This is a genomic window from Streptomyces sp. NPDC042201 (genome assembly GCF_055582185.1).
Genome location: NZ_JBVJDS010000002.1, coordinates 754,089 through 777,760, shown reverse-complemented (window position 1 = coordinate 777,760; position 23,672 = coordinate 754,089). Strand labels below are relative to the sequence as shown.

The following is a 23,672-nucleotide window of genomic DNA, read 5'->3' as shown; positions in this document are numbered from 1 at the left end:
GGCTACGCCTCCTCTTCCTTCTTGTCCTTGCGGTTGAACTCGATCTCCACGCGCGCCTTGGCGATCTGCGTGAACTCGATACGGCGGGCGGTCGGCTTGCGCCCCTTCACGCCCGGCACTTCGAGGTCGAGTCCCTCGTCGTCCACGGTGAGGATGCGGGCCACCAGCTCGCCGTCCTCGTTCAGCTGGAACTTGGCCAGCCGGCCGACGGCACGCAGATAGTGGCGGTGTTCGGTCAGCGGGCGCTCCGCTCCCGGCGAGGTCACTTCGAGCTGGTACTCGTCCTCGCCCATCGCATCCGTCTCGTCGAGCTTCTCGGAGATGGTGCGGCTCAGCTCGGCGCACTCGTCGAGGTCCACGCCCTCGTCGGAATCCACCACGACTCTCAGCACACGACGCCTGCCTGCCCGGGACACCTCGACCTCTTCCAGATCGAGTTCCTTCGCGCTGACGAGCGGTTCCAGCAGTCCGCGCAGCCTTTCGCTCTGGGTGGTGCTCATCCGGGTGACTCCTCGGCCGCGTCTGCTGTTGTGGGATCGTCGTGTGTCAGACCAAAGGGTATCCGGTCCCAAGGGGTGTTGCCGTCCACCTGTGGATGACCCGCGGGTACGCTCGCCTGCCATGATCATCGCGATGCCCGAGGAGAGACGCGTGGGGCGCACGGGGACGACACGGAGGCATGCGCTCATGGCCGCGAGCGCCTCGGCGGCGGGTCTGCTGACCGCCTGTTCCTCGACGGATCCCGCCGACGGCGGGGCCGGGGGGCCGGCGGGCGCCGCCCGGGCCGAGAGCGCGCTGCGGCTCCGCTCCTTCGGCACCAGCCGCGCGTTGCTGGGACAGTACGACGCCGTGCTGGAGCTGCATCCGGGGGAGAGCGAGCAGCTGGCTCCGCTGCGGGCCGCTGTCGCGCGGCATGTGAGCGCGCTGGCACCGAAGGCGCCCGGGTCCGCGAAGCCGTCCGCCTCCGCCACCCCGTCCAAGAGCGCGGCCCCCGGCTCGGCGGTCGTCGCGGACGAACCGGCGGACGCGCTCAAGGCGCTCGCCGCGGCCGAGCGCCGTACCGCCGCCGCGCACACCTCCGCGCTCATGGAGGCGCCTCCGGAGCTGGCCCGGCTGCTGGCCTCCCTCGCGGCGGCGAGCGCCGCGCACGCCTATCTGCTGACGGAAGGATCCCGCTCGTGAGCACCGGTGCGCTGACAGCCGCGCAGGCCGCACTCGCCGCGGAGCATGCCGCCGTGTACGGGTACGGAGTCGTCGGCGGCCGGGTCGGCGAGGACCGCCGCGCCGAGGCCACCGCCGCGTACGCCGCGCACCGGGCCCGGCGTGACTCCCTCGCGCGGACCGTGCGCGACCTCGGCGGCGAACCGGCCGTGGCGGCGGCCGCGTACGCCCTGCCGTTCGCGGTCCCCGACTCCGCCGCCGCCGTACGGCTCGCCGCCGGTCTGGAGGACCGGATCGCGGGCGTCTACTCCGATCTCGTACGGGCCGCGGAAGGGCCCCTGCGCCGGGAGGCCGCAGGGGCGTTACGCGAGGCGGCGGTACGCGCGGTGCGCTGGCGCGGGAGCGGCGTAGCCTTTCCTGGGCTCGCCGAGCGCGCGTGAGCCTCTTCGGGCTCTGAAAGGGAACAACGCACGTATGGGTTTCGAACCGCCGCAGCGTCTGGTGCGCACGCTCGGCGAGACGTATGGGAACGCGGCCGCCGCCGACTGGCTCGGGCAGCTGCCCGCCCTCGCCGACGAGGAGGTCGCCCGGCGGAAGCTGGACGTCGAGCGGGTGATGGCGCCGGGCGGCAGGAGCAGCCTGGTGATGCTCGTACGGCAGCCCGACGGCTCCCCCGCCACGCTCAAGATCGCCCCGCCGTTCGCGGCTCCCTCGCTGGAGCGGGCGGCGCTGGCGCACTGGAAGGGCTGGGGGGCGGTAGAACTGCTCGACGCCGCTGACGGCGCGCTACTCCTGGAGCGCCTGCACCCCGAGATGTCGTTGCGGTCCCTGCCCGAGGCGAAGGCGCTGCTCGAAGCGGCGGGTACGGTACGCCGGCTGTGGGTCGACCCGCCCGTGGACCACGGCTTCGAGACGGTCACCGAGCGGACCGCACGTCAGGCGTCGGCGTTGCGGGCGACGAGCGACGAGACCCTCACGTCCCTCGTCTCCGCGGCCCTGACGGCGCGCGACGAGCTCTGCGCCGCCCCCTCCACCGAGGTGCGGCTCCTGCACGGCGCCTTCCGCCAGGGCAAGGTCCTCGCGGGCGACCGCGCCCCCTGGCTCGCGGTCGGCCCGGAGCCGCTGGTCGGCGAGTGCGCCTACGACCTGGCCCGGCTGGTGCGCGACCGCGTGGAAGACCTGGTGGCGGCCTCGTCCGGCGCCTCGTCGGCCCGCCGCCGCGTCAACAAGCTCGCCGACTCCCTGGACCTGGACCACGAGCGGCTGCGCGGCTGGACGCTTTTCCGCGCGGTGGAGTCAGGCGTCCGGGCGTTGCGCACCGGCCGCCGCCAGACCGCGGAACTGCTGCTGGAGTTCGCGGGCTGGCTCTAGACGAGTCAGTCCGAAGGCTAGGTCTTGAGCCCTCTCGCTTCCCACGGCCGACGGCCCGTGGGCGGCCGGCCGTGGGAAGCGCAGGCGATCAGGCCGTGAGGCGGGCGATGGCGTCCGCGACCGTCAGCTCCTCGCGCTCGCCCGTGCGGCGGTCCTTCAGTTCCACGACGCCCTCGGCGGAGCGGCGGCCCGCCACCAGGATGTGCGGGACACCGATCAGTTCGGCGTCGGTGAACTTCACGCCCGGGGAGACCCCGGGGCGCTCGTCCACCAGCACGCGCAGGCCGGCCGCCGCGAGCTGCTCGGAGACGTCGAGCGCCAGCTCCGTCTGGAGCGCCTTGCCCGCCGCGACGACATGCACGTCCGCCGGGGCGATCTCCTGGGGCCAGCACAGACCCTGCTCGTCGGCCGTCTGCTCGGCCAGGGCCGCCACGGCGCGCGAGACGCCGATGCCGTACGAGCCCATGGTCACGCGGACCGGCTTGCCCTGCTGGCCCAGCACGTCCAGCTGGAAGGTGTCGGCGTACTTGCGGCCGAGCTGGAAGATGTGGCCGATCTCGATCGCGCGGTCGAGCTTGAGGCCCGTACCGCACGCCGGGCAGGGGTCGCCCTCCTCGACGACGACCACGTCGAGGTAGTCGTCGACCTCGAAGTCTCGTCCGCTCACCACGTTGCGGGCGTGTGTGTCGGGCTTGTTGGCGCCGGTGACCCAGGCGGTGCCGGGCGCGACGCGCGGGTCCGCGATGTAGCGGATCTTGAGGCCCTGCGGTCCGACATAGCCCCGTACGAGATCGGGACGGTCCTCGAAGTCCTCGGCCGTCACCAGCTCCACCACCGCGGGCGCGAGGTGCTCGCCGAGCTTGCCGAGGTCCACCTCGCGGTCGCCGGGGACGCCGACCGCGGTGATCTCGCCGTCGACCTTGACGAGCAGGTTCTTGAGCGTCGCCGAGGCCGGCACGCCGAGGTGCGCGGCCAGCGTCTCGATGGTCGGGGTGTCCGGGGTGTCCAGCTCCTCGACCGGGCCGTGCCCGGCGCCGTCGGCCGCCGGGGCGGCGAACGTGACCGCCTCCGTGTTGGCGGCGTAGTCGCACGCCGGGCAGTCCACGAACGTGTCCTCACCCGCCGCGGCCGGGGCCAGGAACTCTTCCGAAGCCGAGCCGCCCATCGCGCCGGAGACCGCGGAGACGATCCGGTAGTCGAGGCCGAGACGGGCGAAGATCTTCTGGTACGCCGCGCGGTGCAGCGCGTAGGACTCGGCCAGGCCCTCGTCCGTGGAGTCGAAGGAGTACGAGTCCTTCATCTGGAACTCACGGCCGCGCAGCACGCCGGAGCGCGGCCTGGCCTCGTCGCGGTACTTCGTCTGGATCTGGTAGAGCATCACCGGCAGGTCCTTGTAGGACGTGCACTGGTCCTTGACGACCTGCGTGAAGATCTCTTCGTGCGTCGGGCCCAGCAGGTAGTCCCCACCCTTGCGGTCCTTGAGGCGGAACAGCAGATCGCCGTACTCCTCCCAGCGCCCGCTGGCCTCGTACGGCTCCCTGGGCAGCAGCGCGGGCAGCAGCACCTCCTGCGCGCCGATCGCGTCCATCTCCTCGCGGACCACGCGTGAGATGTTGTCGAGGACCCTCTTGCCCAGCGGCAGCCAGCTCCAGATGCCGGCGGACGTGCGGCGGACGTATCCGGCGCGGACGAGCAGCTTGTGGCTGAGGGTCTCGGCGTCCGCCGGGTCGTCGCGCAATGTCTTGACCATCAAACGGGACATGCGCTGGACCTGGGACATGGGGAGCACTCCTGCGTTCTGTCGGCTGATGCCAGGAGGTTAGCCGGGGCGCACCGGCAGGCGGAAATCAGATACGGCGCTCACCGGGTCCGGGCAGCGGCTCCGGGCAGCGGGAGCGGGGCTCCCATCACGGCGTACGGCTTGGGGGCGCTGGGGAAGAGGACCTGGCGGGCGAGGTCCTCGTAACCGAGGGTGCGGTACAGCCGCCGGGCCGGGCTCTCCGTGTCGATCGCGGACAGGATCGACCGCGGCTGCGCGGCGCCGTTCGCGAGGGTGGTGATCAGGGCGCGGCCGATGCCCCGCGCCTGGAACTCCGGGTGGACGTGCAGCTCGGTGATCACGAAGGAGTCGTCGAGCCAGCCGTCGGAGCCGGTGGTGCGCAGATACGGCTCGACGATCGTGGACCACCAGTGGGCGCGGTCGTTCGGCAGGCCGTACACGAACCCGACGAGCCGGCCGGACGCGGTGGTCGCGCCGAGGGCGCGGCAGCCGGGGTAGAGCAGATGCCGGAGCACGATATGGCGGCGTACCCCGATCTCGTCGTCGCTGAGCCCGAAGGCGAGGGCCTGCACGGCGAGCGCCTCGTCGACGCGCGCGGCGAGATCGACCGGCCCTACCTGTACGTCGGGGGTCCGGGGGTTGTTCCCGGGAATGCTCAGCATGAGCCGAACCCTACTTTCAGAAGAGCACGCTCATGAAGGCGCCCACTTCACGGAAACCGACGCGGCGGTACGAGGCGCGGGCCGGGGTGTTGTAGTCGTTCACGTACAGGCTCACCACGGGTGCCACATCGGCGAGCGCGTACCGTACGACCGCCGCCATGCCCGACTCGGACAGGCCCCGGCCGCGGTACGCGGGGTCGACCCAGACGCCCTGGATCTGGCAGGCCTGCGGGGTGGCCGCGCCGATCTCGGCCTTGAAGACGACCCGGCCGTCGTCTATCCGGGCGAACGCCCTTCCGGAGCCGACCAGTTCGGCCACGCGCGCCTGATAGAGCAGCCCGCCGTCGCCCGCGAGCGGCGAGATGCCGACCTCCTCGGTGAACATCGCCACGCAGGCCGGCATGATCACTTCCAGCTCGTCCTTACGGATCCGGCGTACGAGGGGGTCGGGCGCGACCGTCGCGGAGAGCTGCTCGGTGACCATCAGCGGCTGGTGGGAGCGGACCTCACGGGCGGGGCCCCAGCTGGGCTCCAGCAGCTGCCACAGCTGGGTGGTGGGCTCGGCGGGACCAACGATCGAGGAGCAGCGGCGGCCGCTTCTGCGGGCGCGTTCGGCGAAGGCGCGCACGGCCTCGGGGGTGGCGCAGATGGGGACGAGATTGGCGCCGGAGTAGCAGAGTGAGCGGAGCCGTCCGTCCGCGTACCAGCCCCACATCTCGCCGCCGAGGCGCCAGGGGTCAAGTCCCGCTGCCTGTACGCGGGATGTCACAAAGGCGTTGTCGACGGGCTCGCTCTCCAGGATGGCGAGCGCGGCGCCGAGTTCGCCGGGCTCGAGGACCCGGGTGGTGGTCTGCGTCAACACGAGGGGGCCTCACCATACGGTCTGCTGATTCTCCGCACTGTACCCGCCGGTTTCCCGGCGTGCCGCTCACAACAGAGGGTTCCCCAGCCAATGCCCGGGGGCGGCGGCTGGGGAACCCGTTACGGAACGTGGCGGCGGTCGGCCGAGGGGGCCGGCGCCGGCCGAGAGGCGTCAGCTGATGGAGACTTCGGGCTCTCCGGAGGGGATTCCGTCCCGCTCCATCTGCTCGGCGATCTTCATGGCCTCTTCGATCAGGGTCTCCACGATCTTCGACTCCGGCACGGTCTTGATGACTTCACCCTTGACGAAGATCTGGCCCTTGCCGTTGCCGGACGCGACGCCGAGATCGGCCTCACGGGCCTCACCGGGACCGTTCACCACACAGCCCATGACGGCCACGCGCAGCGGGACCTCCATGCCTTCGAGACCGGCCGTCACCTCGTCCGCCAGCTTGTACACGTCGACCTGGGCCCGGCCGCAGGACGGGCACGAGACGATCTCCAGCCGGCGCGGCTTCAGATTCAGCGACTCCAGGATCTGAAGGCCGACCTTGACCTCCTCGACCGGCGGCGCCGACAGGGAGACCCGGATCGTGTCGCCGATGCCCTCGGCCAGCAGCGCGCCGAAAGCCACCGCGGACTTGATGGTGCCCTGGAACGCCGGACCGGCCTCCGTCACACCCAGGTGCAGCGGGTAGTCGCACTGAGCCGCCAACTGCCGGTAGGCGTTGACCATCACGACCGGGTCGTTGTGCTTGACGGAGATTTTGATGTCCTGGAAGCCGTGCTCCTCGAACAGCGACGCCTCCCACAGCGCCGACTCCACCAGCGCCTCGGGAGTCGCCTTGCCGTACTTCTTCAGCAGACGCGCGTCCAGCGAACCGGCGTTGACCCCGATCCGGATCGGCGTCCGCGATGCCAGAGCCGCTTTCGCGATCTCTTTCACCTTGTCGTCGAACTGCTTGATGTTCCCGGGGTTGACCCGTACCGCCGCACAGCCCGCGTCGATCGCCGCGAACACGTACTTCGGCTGGAAATGAATATCCGCGATCACCGGAATCTGTGACTTCCGCGCGATCGTCGCCAACGCGTCCGCGTCGTCCTGCGTCGGACACGCCACGCGCACGATCTGACAGCCCGACGCCGTCAACTCGGCGATCTGCTGCAGCGTCGCCCCTATGTCGGACGTACGCGTCGTCGTCATCGACTGCACCGACACCGGTGCGTCCCCACCGACCGCGACCGACCCGACCTGGATCTTCCGGCTGACCCTTCGGTCGGCGAGCTTGGTCGGAACGGACGGCATTCCGAGCGAAATTGCAGTCATCTGCTGTGCAACCCCAAGGTGTGGATCAAGGTCCCGAGATCGGCGGGCTCCAGCCCCCGAGATTACGCCACCGCGCGCCGCCGGAGCACATCCCCACGAAAAGTCGGCCCAAAGGGAACGACTCGCACCAGGTCGTGAGCGGCCGGACACGAAAGGTGCCCGGCCGCCGCGAAACGGTGCAGAACCAGATTCTGTCCGGTGGGTAGCGCCGCTAGGAAATCTTGACGGGGTTGACGACGTCGGCGACCAGGACGAGCAGGGTGAAGCAGATGAAGATCCCCGCCACGACATAGGCGACGGGCATCAGCTTCGCCACGTCGAACGGGCCCGGGTCGGGCCGCCTGAAGACCCGCGCGAGCTTGCGCCGCAGCGACTCCCACAGCGCGCCCGCGATATGGCCGCCGTCGAGCGGGAGCAGCGGCAGCATGTTGAAGAGGAAGAGGGAGAGGTTGAAGCCCGCGAGCAGGAACAGCATCATCGCGATCTGGTTCTGCGCCGGGACGTTCAGCGTCATCACCTCGCCGCCGATGCGTGCCGCGCCGACCACGCCGACCGGTGAGTCGTCCTTGCGCGGACCGTCCCCGAAGGCCGCGCTCCAGAGGTCGGGGATCTTGGAGGGAAGGGCGACGATCGACTGGACGCCGTCTCCGATCATGGTCCCCATGCGGTCCACGGACTGGGGGAAGGAGAGCGGGACGATCTCGGTGGAGGCGGCGAAGCCGAGATAGCCGGCGGGGACGTACTTGTCCGGGACGATCTCTCCGTCGGAGTCCTTCTCGGCGACCACGTTCTTGGCGAGCGTGGCGTGCAGGACCTTCTCCGTGCCGTCACGGTCGACGGTGATGGTGGCCGGGCCGATCGTCTTGCGGATCAGGTTCGACAGCGTGGACCAGTCCTCGACGCGCTGCCCGTTGAAGGCGACGATCTTGTCGCCCTCCTTGAGTCCGGCGGCGCGGGCGGGCGAGACCTTGTCGCCCTTCTCACAGGTGTCCCGCTTGTCGCTCTGCGAGATGACGCACTGCTGGACGCCGGCGACCTCGGTGGTCTGGGTCTGGAAACCGAAGCTCATCGCGACGCCGATGAAGATGACGACCGCGAGGATGAGGTTCATGAACGGACCCGCGAACATCACGATCACGCGCTTCCACGGCTTGCGCGTGTAGAAGAGGCGGGTGTCGTCGCCGGGCTGCAGCTCCTCGAAAGCCGCCGAGCGGGCGTCCTCGATCATGCCGCGCCAGGGTGAGGTGGAGCGGGCCTCGATCCGGCCGTCGGGTCCTGGCGGGAACATCCCGATCATGCGGATGTAGCCGCCGAGCGGGATCGCCTTGAGCCCGTACTCCGTATCGCCCTTCTTCCGCGACCAGATGGTCGGCCCGAAGCCGACCATGTACTGGGGCACCCGGATGCCGAACAGCTTGGCCGTCGACAGATGGCCCAGTTCGTGCCAGGCGATGGAGAAGAGCAGTCCCACGGCGAACAGCACAATGCCGAGGACCGTCAACAGGATCGTCATGCGCGAGCCTCCGCTGGCCGTTCTTCGCTGAATTTCTCTGCCATGTCACGGGCCCGGGCGCGGGCCCAGGTCTCCGCCTCAAGGACGTCCGCCACGGTGAGCGAGGTTCCCGTACGAGGGTGACCGTGCTCCGCGACGACCTCGGTGACCGTATCCATGATGCCGTTGAACGGCAGCCGGCCCGACAGGAACGCGTCCACGCACTCCTCGTTCGCGGCATTGAACACCGCCGGGGCCGTGCCGCCCAGCGTTCCGACCTGCCTGGCGAGTCCCACGGACGGGAAGGCGTCCCCGTCGAGCGGGAAGAATTCCCAGGTCGAGGCCTTGGTCCAGTCGAAGGCGGGGGCCGCGTCCGGCACCCGTAGCGGCCAGCCGAGACCGACGGCGATCGGCCCGCGCATATCGGGCGGGGTCGCCTGGGCCAGGGTCGAGCCGTCGCTGAATTCCACCATCGAATGGACATACGACTGAGGGTGGACGACCACCTCAATGCGTTCGAAGGGAATGTCGTACAGCAGATGCGCCTCGATGACTTCGAGACCCTTGTTGACGAGGGTCGCGGAGTTCACCGTGATCACCGGGCCCATGGCCCAGGTGGGGTGCGCGAGGGCGTCCTTGGGGGTGACGTCCGCCAGCTCGGCCTTCGTACGGCCCCGGAAGGGCCCGCCGGACGCCGTCACCACGAGCTTGCGCACATCGGCGCGGGTGCCGGCGGCCAGCGCCTGGAAGAGCGCGGCGTGCTCGGAGTCGACGGGAATGATCTGGCCGGGCCTCGCCAGTGCCTTGACCAGCGGGCCGCCGACGATCAGCGATTCCTTGTTGGCGAGAGCGAGCGTCCGGCCCGCCGTGAGAGCGGCGAGTGTGGGGGCGAGTCCGATGGACCCGGTGATGCCGTTGAGCACGGTGTGGCAGTCCGACGCCGCCAGCTCGGTGGCCGCGTCCGGTCCCGCGAGGATCTCGGGGATCGGCTCGCCCGTCCCGTACTCCGCCCGCAGCGCCTCCCGGAGCGCGGGCACCACCTCCTCGCGCGCGACCGCGACGGTACGGACCCGCAGCCGCCGCGCCTGCTCGGCGAGCAGCGTCACGCGTCCGCCCGCGGCGGAGAGCGCGGTGACACGGAAGCGGTCGGGGTTGCGCAGGACCAGGTCGATGGCCTGGGTGCCGATGGATCCGGTGGAGCCGAGGACGACGAGGTCCCGGCGGCCTTCGGTCGGCCCGAAGGCGATATGTGGATCGGCGAGAGGGGCTGGGCTGTCGCTCATGCCCCCCATTCTTGCCTCATACGCGCTACGGGAAGACAGCGCGCCCCTGTGAATGCGCCTGTGCGGTGCTCGTGCGGTGCTTGTGCGCGGGGCTATGAGCCCTTCTTTCCCTTCTTCCCGGCTTTTCCGGCCTCGCCCGGGGCCCGGGTCTTTGCGCTGTCTTGATTCTTCTCGGGGTCTTTGGTCTTCGCGGTGCCTTGGGTCTTCGCGGTGCGTTTGGTCTTCGTGGCGCCTGGGGCTGGTGCGGCGGACCGGAACTTCTGCCACTGGGCCCGGACGATCTCCTCGGGCACTCCCCCGACGTCCTTGGTGCCGGTGATCTCCGCGCGGAAGGCGAGCGTGGTGGAGCCGGACCGTATGACGGTCAGGTACTCGTACAGCTTCAGCTTCCCCTTCACGTCGAGGATCGTGAAGCGGTACGCCGCCGCCTCGTCCCCCAGGTCCGGCGCCTTGGCGGGCTCCACCTTCAGGTAGGTCGCCCGCACCATCGCCCGGACCTCGGTGAAGCCGCCGGCGCACTGCCGGCCCGCGGTCTCCAGGGCTTTCATGACGCCGGTCGCGTCCTGCGCCGCGTACGACCGCAGTTGTACGCCCACGGTGAGGCCGAGCATCTCGTCGGGGATGTCGACCTTGCGGTGGACCTCGGCGGCGGGGCCGAACGCGGTGGCGCCCTTGGCGAGGCTGACCAGCGGCTGGCAGACGGCGGGCTCGGCGGTGTAGTCCTCACCGAGGGGCGTGCCGAGGGAGTAGTCGGAGGCGGTGTACGCGCCGATCTTCTCGCCGTCCGTGAAGGAGACGGCGGTCAGCTGCTTCTCGGTGAGCGGCGCGCGTCCACCGGCCGGCGCGGAGGGTACGGCGGAAGACGTGGCGCCGCTCTTCCCAGCCTTGCCGTCGTCACCGCCACCGCACGCACCCGCCCCGACCAGCACGCCCCCCACCACCACGGCCACGAGCCCCCGCCGCCGCTGCTTCGTCCCTGTCCCGAACATCCCTGCCCCCGTGATGAGTTGATCGCGCTCGACGCTCGATTGTGCGGCATGACGGGCGCGAGGTCACGAGGTACCGAGCTGCCGGATCAGATAGATCGTGACGGCGAACAGCACCCCGCAACCGACGAGCGCGTAGGGCAGCCCAGCCGCACCAGCGACCACGGCGACGGTCGCGCCACAGACGATTTCACCGGCGTACTCGGCCTGGGCGAGAAAGGAATGCACGGTTGCCCTGACGTCGGCGGTGGTCCGCTGGTTCACCCAGATGGTGCCGATGGTCCGCGTCAGCGGCAGCGCGATCCCCGCCACCAGCAGAACGGCCGCGCTGCCGCTGACGTCCTCGGGTGCGACGGCCAGCCCGACAAGGCCGACCGCCCCGGCCACGCACGCCAAGGAATATCCGCGCTGAGCGGCCCGCACGTCGTTCATGCGCGCCTCCATCGTCCGCAGCGCGAGCGCACCGACCAGCAGCGTGACGATGCTGAGCGAGGTGAACCAGAGGAGGGGGTCCGGAGGGAATCCGACGTCGAACAGGCGCTGGGGGTACAGCCGGGCGAAGGCGTCGGCAGCGCCGTTGACCGAGAACGTGGCCGCGAACACCAGCAGGATCGCCCTGCTACGACGCACGAGCGCGGACCCTCGCACGAGAATCGACCAGGACGCCGACCACCGTCTCGTGCGAGCCGGCACAAAGTGCTCCTCGCGGAAACGGAACACGACGTACAGGCCGAGAAGAAGCATGGCGGCGCCGGCCAGCACCATCGCCGTGCCGCGCTCGGTGAATGAGGCGAGTACCCCGAACCCGACCATGCCGACCGCGGCGCCGGTCAGTTGAGCCCGGCCGGACCTCACCAGCACGGCGGAGATGTTCTCCGGCTGCGCCAGTTCGTCGGTCACCCACGCCACGTCGGCGCCGCTGGCGAAAGTCCATGACAGACCCCACAGCATCTGCGTGGCGACCACAGCCCAGAAGTCGGTCACCAGCGCGGTGGCCATCATCGCCGTCCCCATCAGACCGTGGGAGACGACAAGAGACCACTTCCGGCTCACGGTATCGGCAAGCACCCCGGCCGGAACCTCGAACACGAGCGCGGTGATCCCCTGAGCTGCTCCGACGAGCACAAGCTGAGCCGCGGTGAGATGGGCGTCGACGACCAGATACACGCTGGCAATCAGCCACCAGCCGTTGTGTAGCAGTGCCCGTATCCGCGTCCATCGCAGAAAGACAAGAACGATGTCCGGGCCACGAGTCAGGTCGTCCGGGCCACGGCTCACCCGTGGATCATCGACCCTCACTGAACGTGGTCGCAACGCAATAAGCGAAGGCCCGGAGGGCGTTGCCCGGTGAGATAGAACGGCGGCATGGACGCCGCGACACTTCAGCAGATGCTGGACGAGACCTTCGACCAGGCCCTCGTGCACCACGGCTACACCAACTACATGCGCGACTACGAGGTCATCGTTTATGCGACGGCGGATCCCCGTACCGGCGTCGAGCCCGCCTACGAGCGGTATCTCTTCCGGTACTGCGTAGAGGCCCGATGTGAGACGTCAGTGCCGGCCGAGGCCTGGCGGGTATCCCTGGACGATCGCCTTATCGACCACGCGACCGGCGTGGACCTGGAAGGTTACGTCTGGGGCGTGAAGTGGCACAGTCTGTGCCCGGGCGCGAAGGTCCTCCCCGAGTCGGAGTTGACCCGTCGCTGGGCGCGAGCCGTCGGGGTCGAATTTCACGAGGTGCGCATCGAGACCAACGCGCACCACCTCACCCTGCTCTTCTCCGACCTGCAGGTGAGCGTGGTTCCGACGGGGTACGCCCCTTTCGTCACGGACTAGGGGTCGGACTCCACCCGCTTCGGCGGGGACATGGGCCGCCCACCGGGTGTGCGAAAGCCCAGCCGCACCGGGGAAGCGGCCGGGTCGGTCGGTGAGGTCGGGCGGTCAGCCGAGAAGACGCGCCTTCTGCTGCTCGAACTCCTGCGGGCTCAGGACACCCCGGTCGCGGAGCGCGGCCAGTTTGGTCAGCTCGTCGGCCAGCGATTCAGCGGCCGGGGCTCCGGAAGGTTTCGGGGCGTGATGCTGGACGATAGCCGCTTCGACATCTGAGCGAAGGGCCTCGAACTCGGGCTGACGCTTCTTGTCGAAGACGACACTGTTCTCGTCCTTACCGGCGCTGGACGTCTGGCTGCCGAAGTGACTGAGGCGCTCGTTCCCTCCGGGGAGGGTGAACTGGATGAAGCCGTTCATGATGGGGCCGGCCGGCTTCCATTGAATGGCGCTGATCTGCGAAACGTGCAGGCGCTTTTCGCCTTTGCCGACGGTGGCGCGGGCGAGGAATCCCTTGCGGGTGATGGTGACGTACTGGCCGTCGAAGGCGACGTGTCCGCCGACGCCTAGTGCTTCGCTCATGCGTGCCCCCCTTGTTGGTGGGGGCATCGTGACACAGGGCGGTTCGATGCGCTGGACGTGACCTCGGCCCCGCGCTTCGTGGCCGGCCGGCGTGAAGCTCTCCGCCAGGTCAACGTCGTTGGGAATTAGGCAAGTTGGGACCGCTTCATTGACAGGTCTCAGCCGTGGGCCGATTCTGAGAGCGCTCTCAACCCCACACTGCAGGAGGTAGAGCGTGTTCCGTACCAGACAGTTGCTGGCGTCCCTGGCCGCCGCGGTGATCTATGCCGCCGGGTTCACCGGCGTCACGTCCGCCGGACCCGCGGTCGCTGCCGAAGCGGCGGTTCCCACGACCATTCCGCTCACCATCACCAACAACTCCGGGCGCACGGACCCGGTCTACATCTACAACCTCGGGACGCTGCTCACGACGGGCCAGCAGGGCTGGGCCGACGCGAACGGGACGTTCCACGCCTGGCCCGCCGGGGGCAATCCGCCCACACCGGCGCCCGACGCGTCGATCGCCGGGCCGGCCAACGGGCAGTCCACGACGATCCGGATGCCGAAGTTCTCCGGCCGGGTCTACTTCTCGTACGGTCAGAAGCTCGTGTTCAGGCTGACCACCGGCGGTCTCGTGCAGCCCGCGGTGCAGAACCCGGCCGATCCGAACCGGAACATTCTGTTCAACTGGACCGAGTACACGCTCAATGACGCCGGACTGTGGATCAACAGCACACAGGTCGACATGTTCTCGGCGCCGTACGCCGTCGGGGTCAAGATTCCCAATGGCACCACCAAGACCACCGGCCACCTCAAGGCCGGCGGCTACAACGGCTTCTTCAACTCCCTCAGGGGTCAGCCGGGCGGCTGGGCCAATCTGATCCAGACCCGCTCCGACGGCACCGTCCTGCGTGCCCTCGCGCCCGGTCACGGCGTCGAGTCGGGCGCTCTGCCGGCCGGTGTGATGGACGACTACATCAACCGGGTGTGGGCCAAGTACGCCACCTCGACACTGACGGTGACGCCGTTCGGCGACCAGCCGAACACCAAGTACTTCGGCCGGGTCTCCGGCAACGTCATGAACTTCACGAACAGCTCCGGAGCGGTCGTCACCTCGTTCCAGAAGCCGGACGCCGACAGCATCTTCGGCTGCTACAAGCTGCTGGACGCGCCCAACGATCTCGTACGCGGCCCGATCTCGCGCACGCTGTGCGCGGGCTTCAACCGGTCCACTCTGCTGGTCAACCCCAACCAGCCCGACACGAGTTCGGCGAACTTCTATCTGGACACGGTGACCAACCACTACGCCCGGAAGATCCACGCGCAGATGGCTGACGGCAAGGCGTACGCCTTCGCCTTCGACGATGTCGGCAACTACGAGTCGCTGGTGAACGACAGCAACCCGCAGCAGGCGTACATCACGCTGGACCCGTTCAACTGACCGATCTGACGCGAGACGGCCGGGTCACGTCCGCCGTACGGACGTGACCCGGCCGGGACCTCAGCGGTTCAACGGCCGAGCGGCTCGGCGGGGCTCACCTGATCGGCCGGTCTCACCGGACCGGCCGGTCTCACCGGACCGGCCGGTGGACGTTGTCCCGTGCGGACGGGCCCGGCGTCGCGTCCGCGATCCAGGGGCCCTCGCCGCTCGGGTCGATGATGCCCTCCTCCAGCCAGGCGTACGTGCCGGAGAGGACGCCGCTCACGACCTTGCGGTCCAGTTCGTCCGTGTTGGACCAGAGCCGGTTGAAGAGCTCCTCGACGCGGATACGGGACTGCCGGCAGAAGACATCGGCCAGTTGATACGCCTCGCGGCCGTGTTCCCCGCTCGTACGCAGCAGTTCGGCCCGTACGCAGGCCGCGCTCATCGCGAACAGCTCCGCGCCGATGTCGACGATCCGGCCGAGGAAGCCCTGCTTGGTCTCCATCCGGCCCTGCCAGCGCGACATGGCGTAGAAGGTGGAGCGTGCGAGCTTGCGGGAGTTGCGTTCGACGTAGCGCAGATGCGTTGACAGGTCCGGAAAGCCGGCGGGGTGGAACTCGGCGTACGAGCGCGGCAGCTGGCCCGGTCCCGCGACCAGCTTCGGCAGCCAGCGCGCGTAGAACTTGCCCGCCTGCGCACCGGCTTTCGCCTTGTCGGACAGCGACTTGTCCGGATCGATGATGTCGCCTGCGACCGCGAGATGGGCATCGACCGCCTCGCGGGCGATCAGCAGATGCATGATCTCCGTGGAACCCTCGAAGATACGGTTGATGCGCATGTCGCGGAGCATCTGCTCGGCGGGTACGGCGCGTTCGCCGCGGGCCGCCAGGGAGTCGGCCGTCTCGAAGCCGCGGCCGCCGCGGATCTGGACCAGTTCGTCGGCCATCAGCCAGCCCATCTCGGAGCCGTACAGCTTCGCGAGGGCCGCTTCGATACGGATGTCGTTGCGGTCCTCGTCGGCCATCTGGGAGGACAGGTCGACCACCGCCTCCAGCGCGAACGTGGTCGCGGCGATGAAGGAGATCTTCTCGCCCACGGCCTCGTGCTGGGCGACGGGCTTGCCCCACTGCTCGCGTGCGGCGGACCATTCGCGGGCGATCTTCAGGCACCACTTGCCCGCGCCCACACACATCGCGGGCAGCGAGAGACGGCCGGTGTTGAGGGTGGTGAGGGCGATCTTGAGGCCGGCGCCCTCGGGGCCGATCCGGTTCGCGGCGGGGACGCGGACCTGGTGGAAGCGGGTCACGCCGTTCTCCAGGCCGCGCAGGCCCATGAAGGCGTTGCGGTTCTCGACGGTGACGCCCGGGGAGTCCGCCTCGACGACGAACGCCGTGATGCCGCCCTTGCGGCCCTCGGACTTGGGAACCCGGGCCATCACCACGAGCAGGTCGGCGACGACACCGTTGGTCGTCCACAGCTTCACGCCGTCGAGGACGTACGTATCGCCGTCCAGGACGGCCGTCGTCGCCAGCCGGGCGGGGTCGGAGCCCACATCGGGCTCGGTGAGCAGGAAGGCCGAGATGTCGGTACGGGCCAGGCGCGGCAGGAAGGTGTCCTTCTGCTCCTGGGTGCCGAAGATTTTGAGCGGCTGCGGTACGCCGATCGACTGATGGGCGGAGAGCAGCGCGCCGATCGCGGGACTGGCGGATCCGACGAGAGCCAGGGCCTTGTTGTAGTACACCTGGGTGAGGCCGAGCCCGCCGTACTTCGTGTCGATCTTCATACCGAGCGCGCCCAGTTCCTTGAGGCCGTTGACCACCTCGTCGGGGATCTTGGCCTCGCGCTCGATCAGGGCGCCGTCGATCTTCGTCTCGCAGAAGGCGCGCAGCTTCGCGAGGAACTCCTCACCGCGCCTGACGTCCTCGGAGGCGGGCATCGGGTGCGGATGGATGAGGTCGAGCCGGAAGCGGCCGAGGAACATCTCCTTGGCGAAGCTGGGCTTGCGCCAGCCCTGCTCACGGGCGGCCTCGGCGACCTGGCGTGCTTCTCGCTCGGTGACCTTGGGCTTGCCCTGCGGTTCCTGCGGTGCGGATGCTTCGGATGGGGCGGATGGGGCGGACATGAGGAACTCACCTCGCCGCGGAGTCGGGTCCAATGATGGTTTTACCGGCCGGTTCTACTCGTCCGTATCTACCCGATTCCTGCCGCCTGCACCAGTTGTGGGCGGAGCGGTTGCCGTTGCCGCTGGCGTTGACGTTGACGTTGACGTTGACGTTGACGTACGGGAACGGCCGGAGCCGCTCGCGTTTGCGCGGGCTCCGGCCGTTCCTGGTGGTGCGGGGGCGGGCTTGGCGCCTAGAGGGCCAGGCCCGTCAGCACCATGACGCGCTCGTACGTGTAGTCGTCCATCGCGAAGCGCACGCCCTCGCGGCCGACGCCGGACTGCTTGGCGCCGCCGTACGGCATCTGGTCCGCGCGGTACGACGGGACGTCGCCGACGATCACGCCGCCCACCTCAAGGGCGCGGTGGGCGCGGAACGCGGCCTGCAGGTCGTGGGTGAACACGCCTGCCTGGAGACCGTACTTGGAGTCGTTGACCGCGGCGAAGGCCTCGGCCTCGCTCTCGATCCGGCGCAGCGTGAGGACCGGGCCGAAGACCTCTTCGCAGGAGATCGTGACGTCCTCGGGGACCTCGGAGAGCACGGTGGGCGCGTAGGTCGCGCCGTCCCGCTTGCCGCCGGTGAGCAGCTGGGCGCCGGCCCGTACGGCCTCGTCGACCCACGACTCGACCCGCTTGGCCGCGTCCTCGCTGACGAGCGGTCCCACGTCGGTGGTGTCCGTGGCGGGGTCGCCGGTGACCTGGGTCTCGACGGCGGCGACGATCTTGGGTACGAGGCGTTCGTACACCGAGGCGTCGGCGATCACGCGCTGCACGGAGATGCAGGACTGGCCGCCCTGGTAGTTCGAGAACGTGGCGATCCGGGTCGCCGCCCAGTCGAGGTCCTTCTCGCTCGCGTAGTCGGCGAGGACGACGGCGGCGCCGTTGCCTCCGAGTTCGAGCGTGCAGTGCTTGCGCGGGACGGAGTCCATGATCGCGAAGCCGACCTTGTCGGAGCCGGTGAAGGAGATCACCGGCAGCCGCTCGTCCTGGACGAGGGCGGGCATCCGGTCGTTCGGCACGGGCAGGACGGACCAGGCGCCGGCCGGCAGATCGGTCTCGGCCAGCAGCTCACCGAGGAGCAGGCCGGAGAGCGGGGTCGCGGGGGCGGGCTTGAGGATGATCGGGGCGCCGACGGCGATGGCGGGGGCGATCTTGTGGGCGCACAGGTTGAGCGGGAAGTTGAACGGCGCGATGCCGAGGACGGCGCCGCGGGGAAAGCGGCGGGTCAGGGCGAGGCGGCCGGCGCCGCCGGCGTCGGTGTCGAGGCGCTGGGCGTCGCCGCTGTTGAAGCGGCGGGCTTCCTCGGCGGCGAAGCGGAACACGGAGACGGCGCGGCCGACTTCGCCCCGTGCCCACTTGAGGGGCTTGCCGTTCTCGGCGGAGATCAGCTGGGCGATCTCCTCGGTGCGCTCGACGAGCCTGCGCGAGACGTGGTCGAGGGCGGCGGCCCGTACATGCGCGGGGGTCGCGGCGAACTCGTCCAGCACGGCGTGCGCGGCGGCGACGGCCTCCTCGACCTGATCCTCGGTCGGAACGGAGACGGTGCCGACGAGCCGGCCGTCCCAGGGGGAGGTGACGTCGAGGGTGTCCTCGCCGGTGGCCTGGCGGCCGGCGAGCCAGAAGGCGTGGGTGGAAGTCATTGCGAGTTCCGGCCCTTCCGAGTAGTCGGGGGTGTCTGCGTGTCTGCGTCCCACGGTAGGGGTGCGGGGGCGGGGGGTCGTTTGTCCGGGGTGGAGTGGTGGGGACGGTCGGTTGCGCCGCTTTGTCGTGCGCGGCGCGGTGTCTCCCCCACCCCGCCCCTCCCCGAAACCGGAGACAAGCCCCCGGCCCCCACGCCCACCGATTTCGCGACGCGAGCCCTGCCCGGCGGGATCACGCCCACGCCCCGGGCCTCAGGGCGGTCACGCCCACGCACCCCCACGGCCACCAGCTTCGCGGCGGCGAGACCCGCCCCGGCGCGGCAGCCCTTCCTGGTCCGCGATCGGCCCGGCCGCCGGCGGCAGGACAGCAGCGGCGGGGCCCGTGCCCACGGCCCGGGCCGCACGCCGGCTTCGCGGCGCGAGAGCGCCACGGCCCGCAGCCCGTCCCGGGCCACGATCAGCCCAATCGCGGCGCCCAAGGCCGCCGGCGGCAGGACAGGCCGGGCGGCTCACGCCCACACGCCCCGGCTTGTGGCGCCGGCTTCGCGGCGGAGCCGCAGAACGAAAGAGCCGCAGGGCAATTACGTCCCCGCGCCCCCACACAGCGCAGCCCGTTCGGCGCCGAGATCCACCCGGTTACGGCGTGCAAGCCCGACCGCACGCGGGCAAGGCGGGGCACGCGTCAGGGCGTGCGCCGGCTTCGCGGCGCGAGTCGCGCCACGGCGCGCGGCCCGGGCGGGCCCCCGCAAGCCCCGCCCGGCGGCAGGACAGGGCCGCGGCGAAGCCGCGAAACGAAAGAACCGCGGGGCGCTCACAGCCCCGCACCCCACACCGCGCGCAGCCTGTTCCGCGCCGCGATCGGTCCAGTTGCGGCACGCAAGGCAGGGCACGCGTCAGGGCGTGCGTCGGCTTCGCGGCGCGGGTCGCGCGACGGTGCGTAGCCGTTCCGGGCCGGGCCCCGCGAGCCCGCCCGGCGGCGGGGCAGGGTCGGGGCTCACGCCCACCCCGGGCGTGCGCCGGACTCTCGGCGGAGCCGCGTGGGGAAAGGGCCGTGGGTGCTTGCGCCCACGCCACCGGCCGCCGGCTTCGCGGTGCGAGGCGCGTCACGGCGCGCAGCCGTCCCGGGTCTCGTTCCGCCTCGCGGGGCCCCGCGAGCCCCGCCCCGCGCCCAGGCCCCCCTGCGGGCAGCGGCGGCGGGTGGGGGTGCTACTGCGAGGGCTTGGTTGTTTTTAGGGCCAGCCACAGTTCCATTCGGGCGTCCGGGTCGTCCAGGGAGCGGCCCAGGATTTCTTCTACTCGGCGCATGCGGTAGCGCAGGGTGTGGCGGTGGACGCCCAGGTCGGCTGCTGCCGCGTCCCATTGGCCGTGGCGGGACAGCCATGCCCGGAGGGAGGCCACCAGGTCCCCGCGGCCCTTCGCGTCGTGTTCGTACAGTGCGCGCAGCATGCCGTCCGCGAAGGCCCGTACCGCGTCGTCCGCCAGCAGCGGAAGGATCGATCCGGTCGCCAGTTCCTCGTGCTCGACGAGTGCCCGGCCGCGCCGGCGCGCCACCGACAGTGCCTGTTCGGCCTGTTTGTACGCGCCCGCCGCCGCGATCGGCCCCGTCGGCGCGGAGAGCCCGACGACCACGCCGGCTTCCTCCGCCTCCCGTTGGGCGTATCCCTCGGCCGCCGTGACCACCGCCCCGCCGTCCACCGCAAGCACCGCGAGCCGCCCCTCGCCGTCCGGGACCGCCAGTACCGCTTCGCCCGCCCTTGCGGCCGCCGCCTCCAGCGCCTCGGCCAGCACCTGGAGCGGATGATCGGCCCCCGCGTCAGGCGCGGACTGCGCGGACTCCGCCGACTCGCCGATCATCAGCCGGAACGGCGCGTCCAGCAGGCCCCCGTACAGATCACCCGCCACCGCCCGCGCATGGTCCGGCTGCCCGGACAGCAGCATCCGCAGCACCGCCGCGCCCAGCCGCTGTTCCGCCGCCTGAAGGGCCCGCGAGCGCTCCGTCGTCAGCGTCAGCAGGGCGATGGCCGAGTGCACCGCGTACCGCTCCACCGTGCCGAGCGGCGCCGCCGTCCCGACGGCCAGCGCGCCCCGCACGCGTCTCCCCGTGCCGAGGGACTGGAGCTCCACCCGGTCGTCCGCGTCTCCGACCACCGCGCTCGCGGGCGCGGGCCGCTCCCGCAGCCGCTCCACGTCGGCGGTCAGCCGGGCCGCCCGCCGCGCGGCCCACTCGGGCGCGGCGGCGACGACGGTGCCGGTCGCGTCGTAGAGCGCCGCCCAGCCGTCCACATGCGCGGCGAGCCGGGCCAGCAGCGCCGCGGGACCGTCGGCGAGCGCGGCCCTGGTCAGTTCCCGCTGGGCCTCGAAGCCCGCGGTCACCGCCCGGTACTGGTCGGCCGCGATGGCCGCCGAGACGGCCTTGCTGATGGCGATAAACGGCGTGCGCCGGGGCACGGCCAGCAGCGGCAGCCCCGCCGACCGCGCGGCCTCGACGAGCGCCTCGGGGACGTCCTCGTAGTTGACCCCGACGGCGAACCCGAGCCCGACCACCCCGGCGCCCACCAGCCGCCGCACATAGCCCGCCATCGCCTCGGGATCCTCGGCGTCCAGCGTCGTCGCGGTGACGAGGAGCAGCTCGCCCCCCTCCATGTACGGCACGGGGTCGGCGAGCTCGCTCGCGTGCACCCAGCGGACAGGGGTCTGGAGCCGGTCCTCACCCGCACGCACAGTGAGGTTGAGCGCCGAGTGCTGGATGAGCGAGGCGAGGGTGGGCGGCATGGTGAACCGTAGGGCCTTCGGCAGAGGGCGGGCGGTGCGGCGGGCCGCATCGCGGAGAAGTACGCCATCCCGTATGAACGGCGTCCCTCGATTCTGCCATCTTGTACGACCGAGCGAGGGGTCGAGCGCCTGCCGACTTGTACGACCGGGCGAGCGCGTCCGCAAGCTTGTAGGACCGGGCGAGCGGTCCGAGCGGTCGAACGGCCCCCTCAGTTCCGCAGATCCACCAGCAGCGGCGGCGCGTGCTCGCCGCCCACCGTCCGCAGGGACAGCACCGCGTGCCCGGCCGGCACCGAGTGCGCCAGCTCGGACGCCGACCAGCGCTCGCGCTCGACCTTCCGTACGGTCACCGCGTCCGTCGTCACGGCCTTGCCGGTGACCAGCTTCCGGAACGCGTGAATGGCCCGGGTCAGCGGCTGGTCGGCGAAGACCGTGCGCTGGGTGACATCCCGGGTCTCCACCCACTCCGTGCCCCACGCCTCCGCGAAACGCTTGCCGTCCCAGGTCGTGATCCCGGAGAAGGCCATCCGGCAGCCGACCGCCCCGAGCAGCGCGGTGTGCAGCGCCTCCGGTACGTCGTCGAGCGTACGGAGCGTGAGCACCGCGCCCGCGTTGACCGACCGCAGCCGCTGCACCCCGCGCAGGGTCTCCGCGGTCAGGGTGCGGGTCGCGTCGTCCAGCACGAGGCAGGCGAAGAGCGAGCGGTCCGCGCGCACCGCCGCGTTCGCCGTGAACTGGGCGAGGACGAGTCGGGCCAGCAGCCGCGAGGCCTCGGCATGCCCGCGCTCCGGCAGATCGATACGGACCCGCAGCGGGTGTTCCAGGGCGCGCGGCGAGAACGGCCGGGTCCTGCCGCTGGTGTCGAAGAAGCTCGCGAAGGCGGGCCGGTCGAGCAGCGCGACCCGGTCGGCGAGGGCGCGGCCCGGGTCGCCGGGCGCACCCGACTGGCGTTCGCGGGCGTCGAGTTCACGCCGCATGGCGTGGTGCCCTTCGGAGTCGAGCGCCTCCCTCAGCGCGGCCAGCGCGGTGGGCTCCGAGTCGAGAAGCTCGCGCAGCTCCGGTACGCCGGGCAGCCTGCCGTGCGCGGCGCGGAACGGGCCGAGCAGCTGGGCGAGCGCGGTGGTGGCCCGCCTGCTGTCGGTGTCCGTGAGATCTCCGACGAGGCCCTCGGCGAGTACGGCGGCGGCCTCGTCCGGGTCGTTCGTACCCCCGTACAGATCGAGGTCGTAGACCGATGCCGGATCGCCGATCCTGACGACGACGTCATAGGCGTCGTCGGGGCCCAGCTGGGTGCCGGTGGCGCAGACGACGATGACGGCGGCCTGGCCGGCGAGCGCCTGGAGCGCGAGCGACTCGACGACCGGCCGTACGAGGGCATGGGTCTTGCCCGCCCCCGGCGGGCCCACGGCCAGCAGCGAGGTCCCCAGCAGGACCGGATCGAGGGCGAGCCCGGTGCCCCGCCGGGGGTACGGGTTCCGCTCGCCGTCCTGGACCGTGCCGAGCCTGACCTGGCGTACGAGCAGGTCGTGCCGGGCCGCGCGGACCGGCAGGTCACGCTTGCCCGACGGGTGCAGACATGCCGCGGCGCCGCCTCCCCGCACGGCCTCGGCGAACGCCGTCAGCCGCGAGGGATCGGCCCGTACGGAGTGCCAGGCGCGGCGGATCCGGGCGTAGTCGACGTCGGTCATCCGCCCGTCCCGCACCTCGGAAGCGAGCCGCGCCGCGATCTCGCCCTGTCCCGCCGCCCGCAGCTCGGGCCACTCGGCGAGATCGTCCTCGGGCTCCGGGGGCCCCGGGACCGTCCCCTTCGGTACGCCTCCGGGCCGGTGGTTCACCATCCGCCCGGCGAGCTCGGCCCAGCGGCCCAGCCGTCCGAAGACGACCAGCAGCCCGCCCACGACCATCGCGTACCACACATAGGACGCGACGACGGAGGCCATCGTCCCGCGCCAGGAGTCGGGCGTGAACATGTAGAGCGGCCAGAGCCAGAAGCCGCCGAGATAGCCGTTCCACAGCAGCGACCAGAGCAGCAGGCCGGCGAGGAGCGAGATCAGCGCCCCGCTGACCAGCTGCCGCACCGGGGTGCGCTCCGGTTCCTCCGGGGGCCGCGCCGTGTGCCCGTACGCCCAGATCCCGGGCGCGTCGGCGAGCCGCGGCACCCGCAGCCAGTCCCGCAGCGTCGGTCCGGTGGAGGGCGCGTGCCCGGGCGCGGGCGGCAGACCGCCCGGTCCGGACGGTGGCGCCGAGGACGGCAACGGCGGCGCCGAGGTCGGCATGGGCGGCGGCGGGCCCGCCGGGCGCGGCACAGGGTTGGCGCGTGTTCCCCGCGAGTCGTGTGTGCCGCCGGTGTCCATGAACCTCT

The 23,672-nt window shown here is 71.0% G+C and carries 19 protein-coding genes; 5 read left to right on the top strand and 14 right to left on the bottom strand.

Annotated elements, in window-relative coordinates:
- Window positions 1-2: 2 nt before the first annotated feature.
- The gene (gene rimP / locus ACZ6MZ_RS07405; RefSeq protein ID WP_384192893.1) at window positions 3-500 is read right to left on the bottom strand and encodes a ribosome maturation factor RimP; all 498 of its coding nucleotides are present in this window, start codon (window positions 498-500) and stop codon (window positions 3-5) included.
- 187 nt (window positions 501-687) lie between these two features.
- On the opposite strand from rimP, the gene ACZ6MZ_RS07400 reads away from it, so the two are divergent.
- The 3 genes from ACZ6MZ_RS07400 to ACZ6MZ_RS07390 are packed head-to-tail and all read left to right on the top strand — an operon-like array spanning window position 688 to window position 2,532.
- Window positions 688-1,182: a hypothetical protein gene (locus ACZ6MZ_RS07400; protein ID WP_389792617.1), complete on the top strand. Its 495-nt coding sequence runs from the start codon at window positions 688-690 to the stop codon at window positions 1,180-1,182.
- On the top strand, window positions 1,179-1,601 hold the full coding sequence (locus ACZ6MZ_RS07395; protein ID WP_389792615.1) for a DUF4439 domain-containing protein: 423 nt from the start codon (window positions 1,179-1,181) through the stop codon (window positions 1,599-1,601). Before ACZ6MZ_RS07400 ends, ACZ6MZ_RS07395 begins: the two co-directional genes overlap by 4 nt.
- A gap of 34 nt (window positions 1,602-1,635) precedes the next feature.
- Entirely contained in the window at window positions 1,636-2,532 is an 897-nt protein-coding gene (locus ACZ6MZ_RS07390; RefSeq protein WP_469350344.1) for an aminoglycoside phosphotransferase family protein, read from the top strand.
- A gap of 88 nt (window positions 2,533-2,620) precedes the next feature.
- Here the strand turns inward: ACZ6MZ_RS07390 and ACZ6MZ_RS07385 are convergent, their stop codons facing one another.
- From ACZ6MZ_RS07385 to ACZ6MZ_RS07350, 8 genes are all read right to left on the bottom strand, one after another.
- Window positions 2,621-4,312, bottom strand: coding sequence for a proline--tRNA ligase (locus ACZ6MZ_RS07385; RefSeq protein ID WP_386878314.1), 1,692 nt, complete (start codon window positions 4,310-4,312; stop codon window positions 2,621-2,623).
- An 80-nt stretch (window positions 4,313-4,392) separates the two neighbouring features.
- Complete coding sequence (locus ACZ6MZ_RS07380) at window positions 4,393-4,974, bottom strand: GNAT family N-acetyltransferase (RefSeq protein WP_469350343.1); 582 nt, start codon at window positions 4,972-4,974, stop codon at window positions 4,393-4,395.
- Window positions 4,975-4,990: 16 nt separating this feature from the next.
- Window positions 4,991-5,836 (bottom strand): GNAT family N-acetyltransferase, encoded by an 846-nt coding sequence (locus ACZ6MZ_RS07375; protein WP_469350341.1) that lies wholly within the window; start codon window positions 5,834-5,836, stop codon window positions 4,991-4,993.
- 171 nt (window positions 5,837-6,007) lie between these two features.
- Complete coding sequence (ispG, locus tag ACZ6MZ_RS07370; RefSeq protein WP_384192876.1) at window positions 6,008-7,162, bottom strand: flavodoxin-dependent (E)-4-hydroxy-3-methylbut-2-enyl-diphosphate synthase; 1,155 nt, start codon at window positions 7,160-7,162, stop codon at window positions 6,008-6,010.
- Between the two features lie 211 nt (window positions 7,163-7,373).
- Window positions 7,374-8,675 carry a M50 family metallopeptidase gene (locus ACZ6MZ_RS07365; protein ID WP_469350340.1) on the bottom strand — a complete coding sequence of 434 codons (1,302 nt, stop codon included), beginning with the start codon at window positions 8,673-8,675 and terminating at the stop codon, window positions 7,374-7,376.
- Window positions 8,672-9,946: a 1-deoxy-D-xylulose-5-phosphate reductoisomerase gene (dxr, locus tag ACZ6MZ_RS07360; protein ID WP_389792601.1), complete on the bottom strand. Its 1,275-nt coding sequence runs from the start codon at window positions 9,944-9,946 to the stop codon at window positions 8,672-8,674. The genes ACZ6MZ_RS07365 and dxr overlap by 4 nt, the downstream gene beginning before the upstream one ends.
- Before the next feature lie 83 nt (window positions 9,947-10,029).
- Window positions 10,030-10,926, bottom strand: a complete 897-nt coding sequence (locus ACZ6MZ_RS07355; RefSeq protein WP_469350339.1) for a hypothetical protein — start codon at window positions 10,924-10,926, stop codon at window positions 10,030-10,032.
- A gap of 63 nt (window positions 10,927-10,989) precedes the next feature.
- On the bottom strand, window positions 10,990-12,351 hold the full coding sequence (locus ACZ6MZ_RS07350; protein WP_469350337.1) for an MFS transporter: 1,362 nt from the start codon (window positions 12,349-12,351) through the stop codon (window positions 10,990-10,992).
- Between ACZ6MZ_RS07350 and ACZ6MZ_RS07345 the strand changes: the two genes are divergently transcribed.
- Window positions 12,289-12,762, top strand: a complete 474-nt coding sequence (locus ACZ6MZ_RS07345) for a YxiG-like protein (protein WP_469350335.1) — start codon at window positions 12,289-12,291, stop codon at window positions 12,760-12,762. The genes ACZ6MZ_RS07350 and ACZ6MZ_RS07345 overlap by 63 nt on opposite strands.
- Window positions 12,763-12,867: 105 nt before the next feature.
- On the opposite strand, the gene ACZ6MZ_RS07340 is transcribed toward ACZ6MZ_RS07345, so the two are convergent.
- Window positions 12,868-13,335 carry a DUF4429 domain-containing protein gene (locus tag ACZ6MZ_RS07340; RefSeq protein WP_469350333.1) on the bottom strand — a complete coding sequence of 156 codons (468 nt, stop codon included), beginning with the start codon at window positions 13,333-13,335 and terminating at the stop codon, window positions 12,868-12,870.
- A 214-nt stretch (window positions 13,336-13,549) separates the two neighbouring features.
- Here ACZ6MZ_RS07340 and ACZ6MZ_RS07335 point away from each other — a divergent pair, with 214 nt between their 5' ends.
- Window positions 13,550-14,755 (top strand): glycoside hydrolase family 64 protein, encoded by a 1,206-nt coding sequence (locus tag ACZ6MZ_RS07335; RefSeq protein WP_469350331.1) that lies wholly within the window; start codon window positions 13,550-13,552, stop codon window positions 14,753-14,755.
- 130 nt (window positions 14,756-14,885) lie between these two features.
- On the opposite strand, the gene ACZ6MZ_RS07330 is transcribed toward ACZ6MZ_RS07335, so the two are convergent.
- The 4 genes from ACZ6MZ_RS07330 to ACZ6MZ_RS07315 form a co-directional block, all read right to left on the bottom strand.
- Window positions 14,886-16,859 carry an acyl-CoA dehydrogenase family protein gene (locus ACZ6MZ_RS07330; RefSeq protein ID WP_389791290.1) on the bottom strand — a complete coding sequence of 658 codons (1,974 nt, stop codon included), beginning with the start codon at window positions 16,857-16,859 and terminating at the stop codon, window positions 14,886-14,888.
- A gap of 233 nt (window positions 16,860-17,092) precedes the next feature.
- The gene (locus ACZ6MZ_RS07325; RefSeq protein WP_384184792.1) at window positions 17,093-18,538 is read right to left on the bottom strand and encodes an aldehyde dehydrogenase family protein; all 1,446 of its coding nucleotides are present in this window, start codon (window positions 18,536-18,538) and stop codon (window positions 17,093-17,095) included.
- Between the two features lie 1,206 nt (window positions 18,539-19,744).
- Window positions 19,745-21,310: a PucR family transcriptional regulator gene (locus tag ACZ6MZ_RS07320; protein WP_469350329.1), complete on the bottom strand. Its 1,566-nt coding sequence runs from the start codon at window positions 21,308-21,310 to the stop codon at window positions 19,745-19,747.
- 209 nt (window positions 21,311-21,519) lie between these two features.
- Window positions 21,520-23,664 carry a type IV secretory system conjugative DNA transfer family protein gene (locus tag ACZ6MZ_RS07315; protein WP_469350327.1) on the bottom strand — a complete coding sequence of 715 codons (2,145 nt, stop codon included), beginning with the start codon at window positions 23,662-23,664 and terminating at the stop codon, window positions 21,520-21,522.
- Window positions 23,665-23,672: the final 8 nt, after the last annotated feature.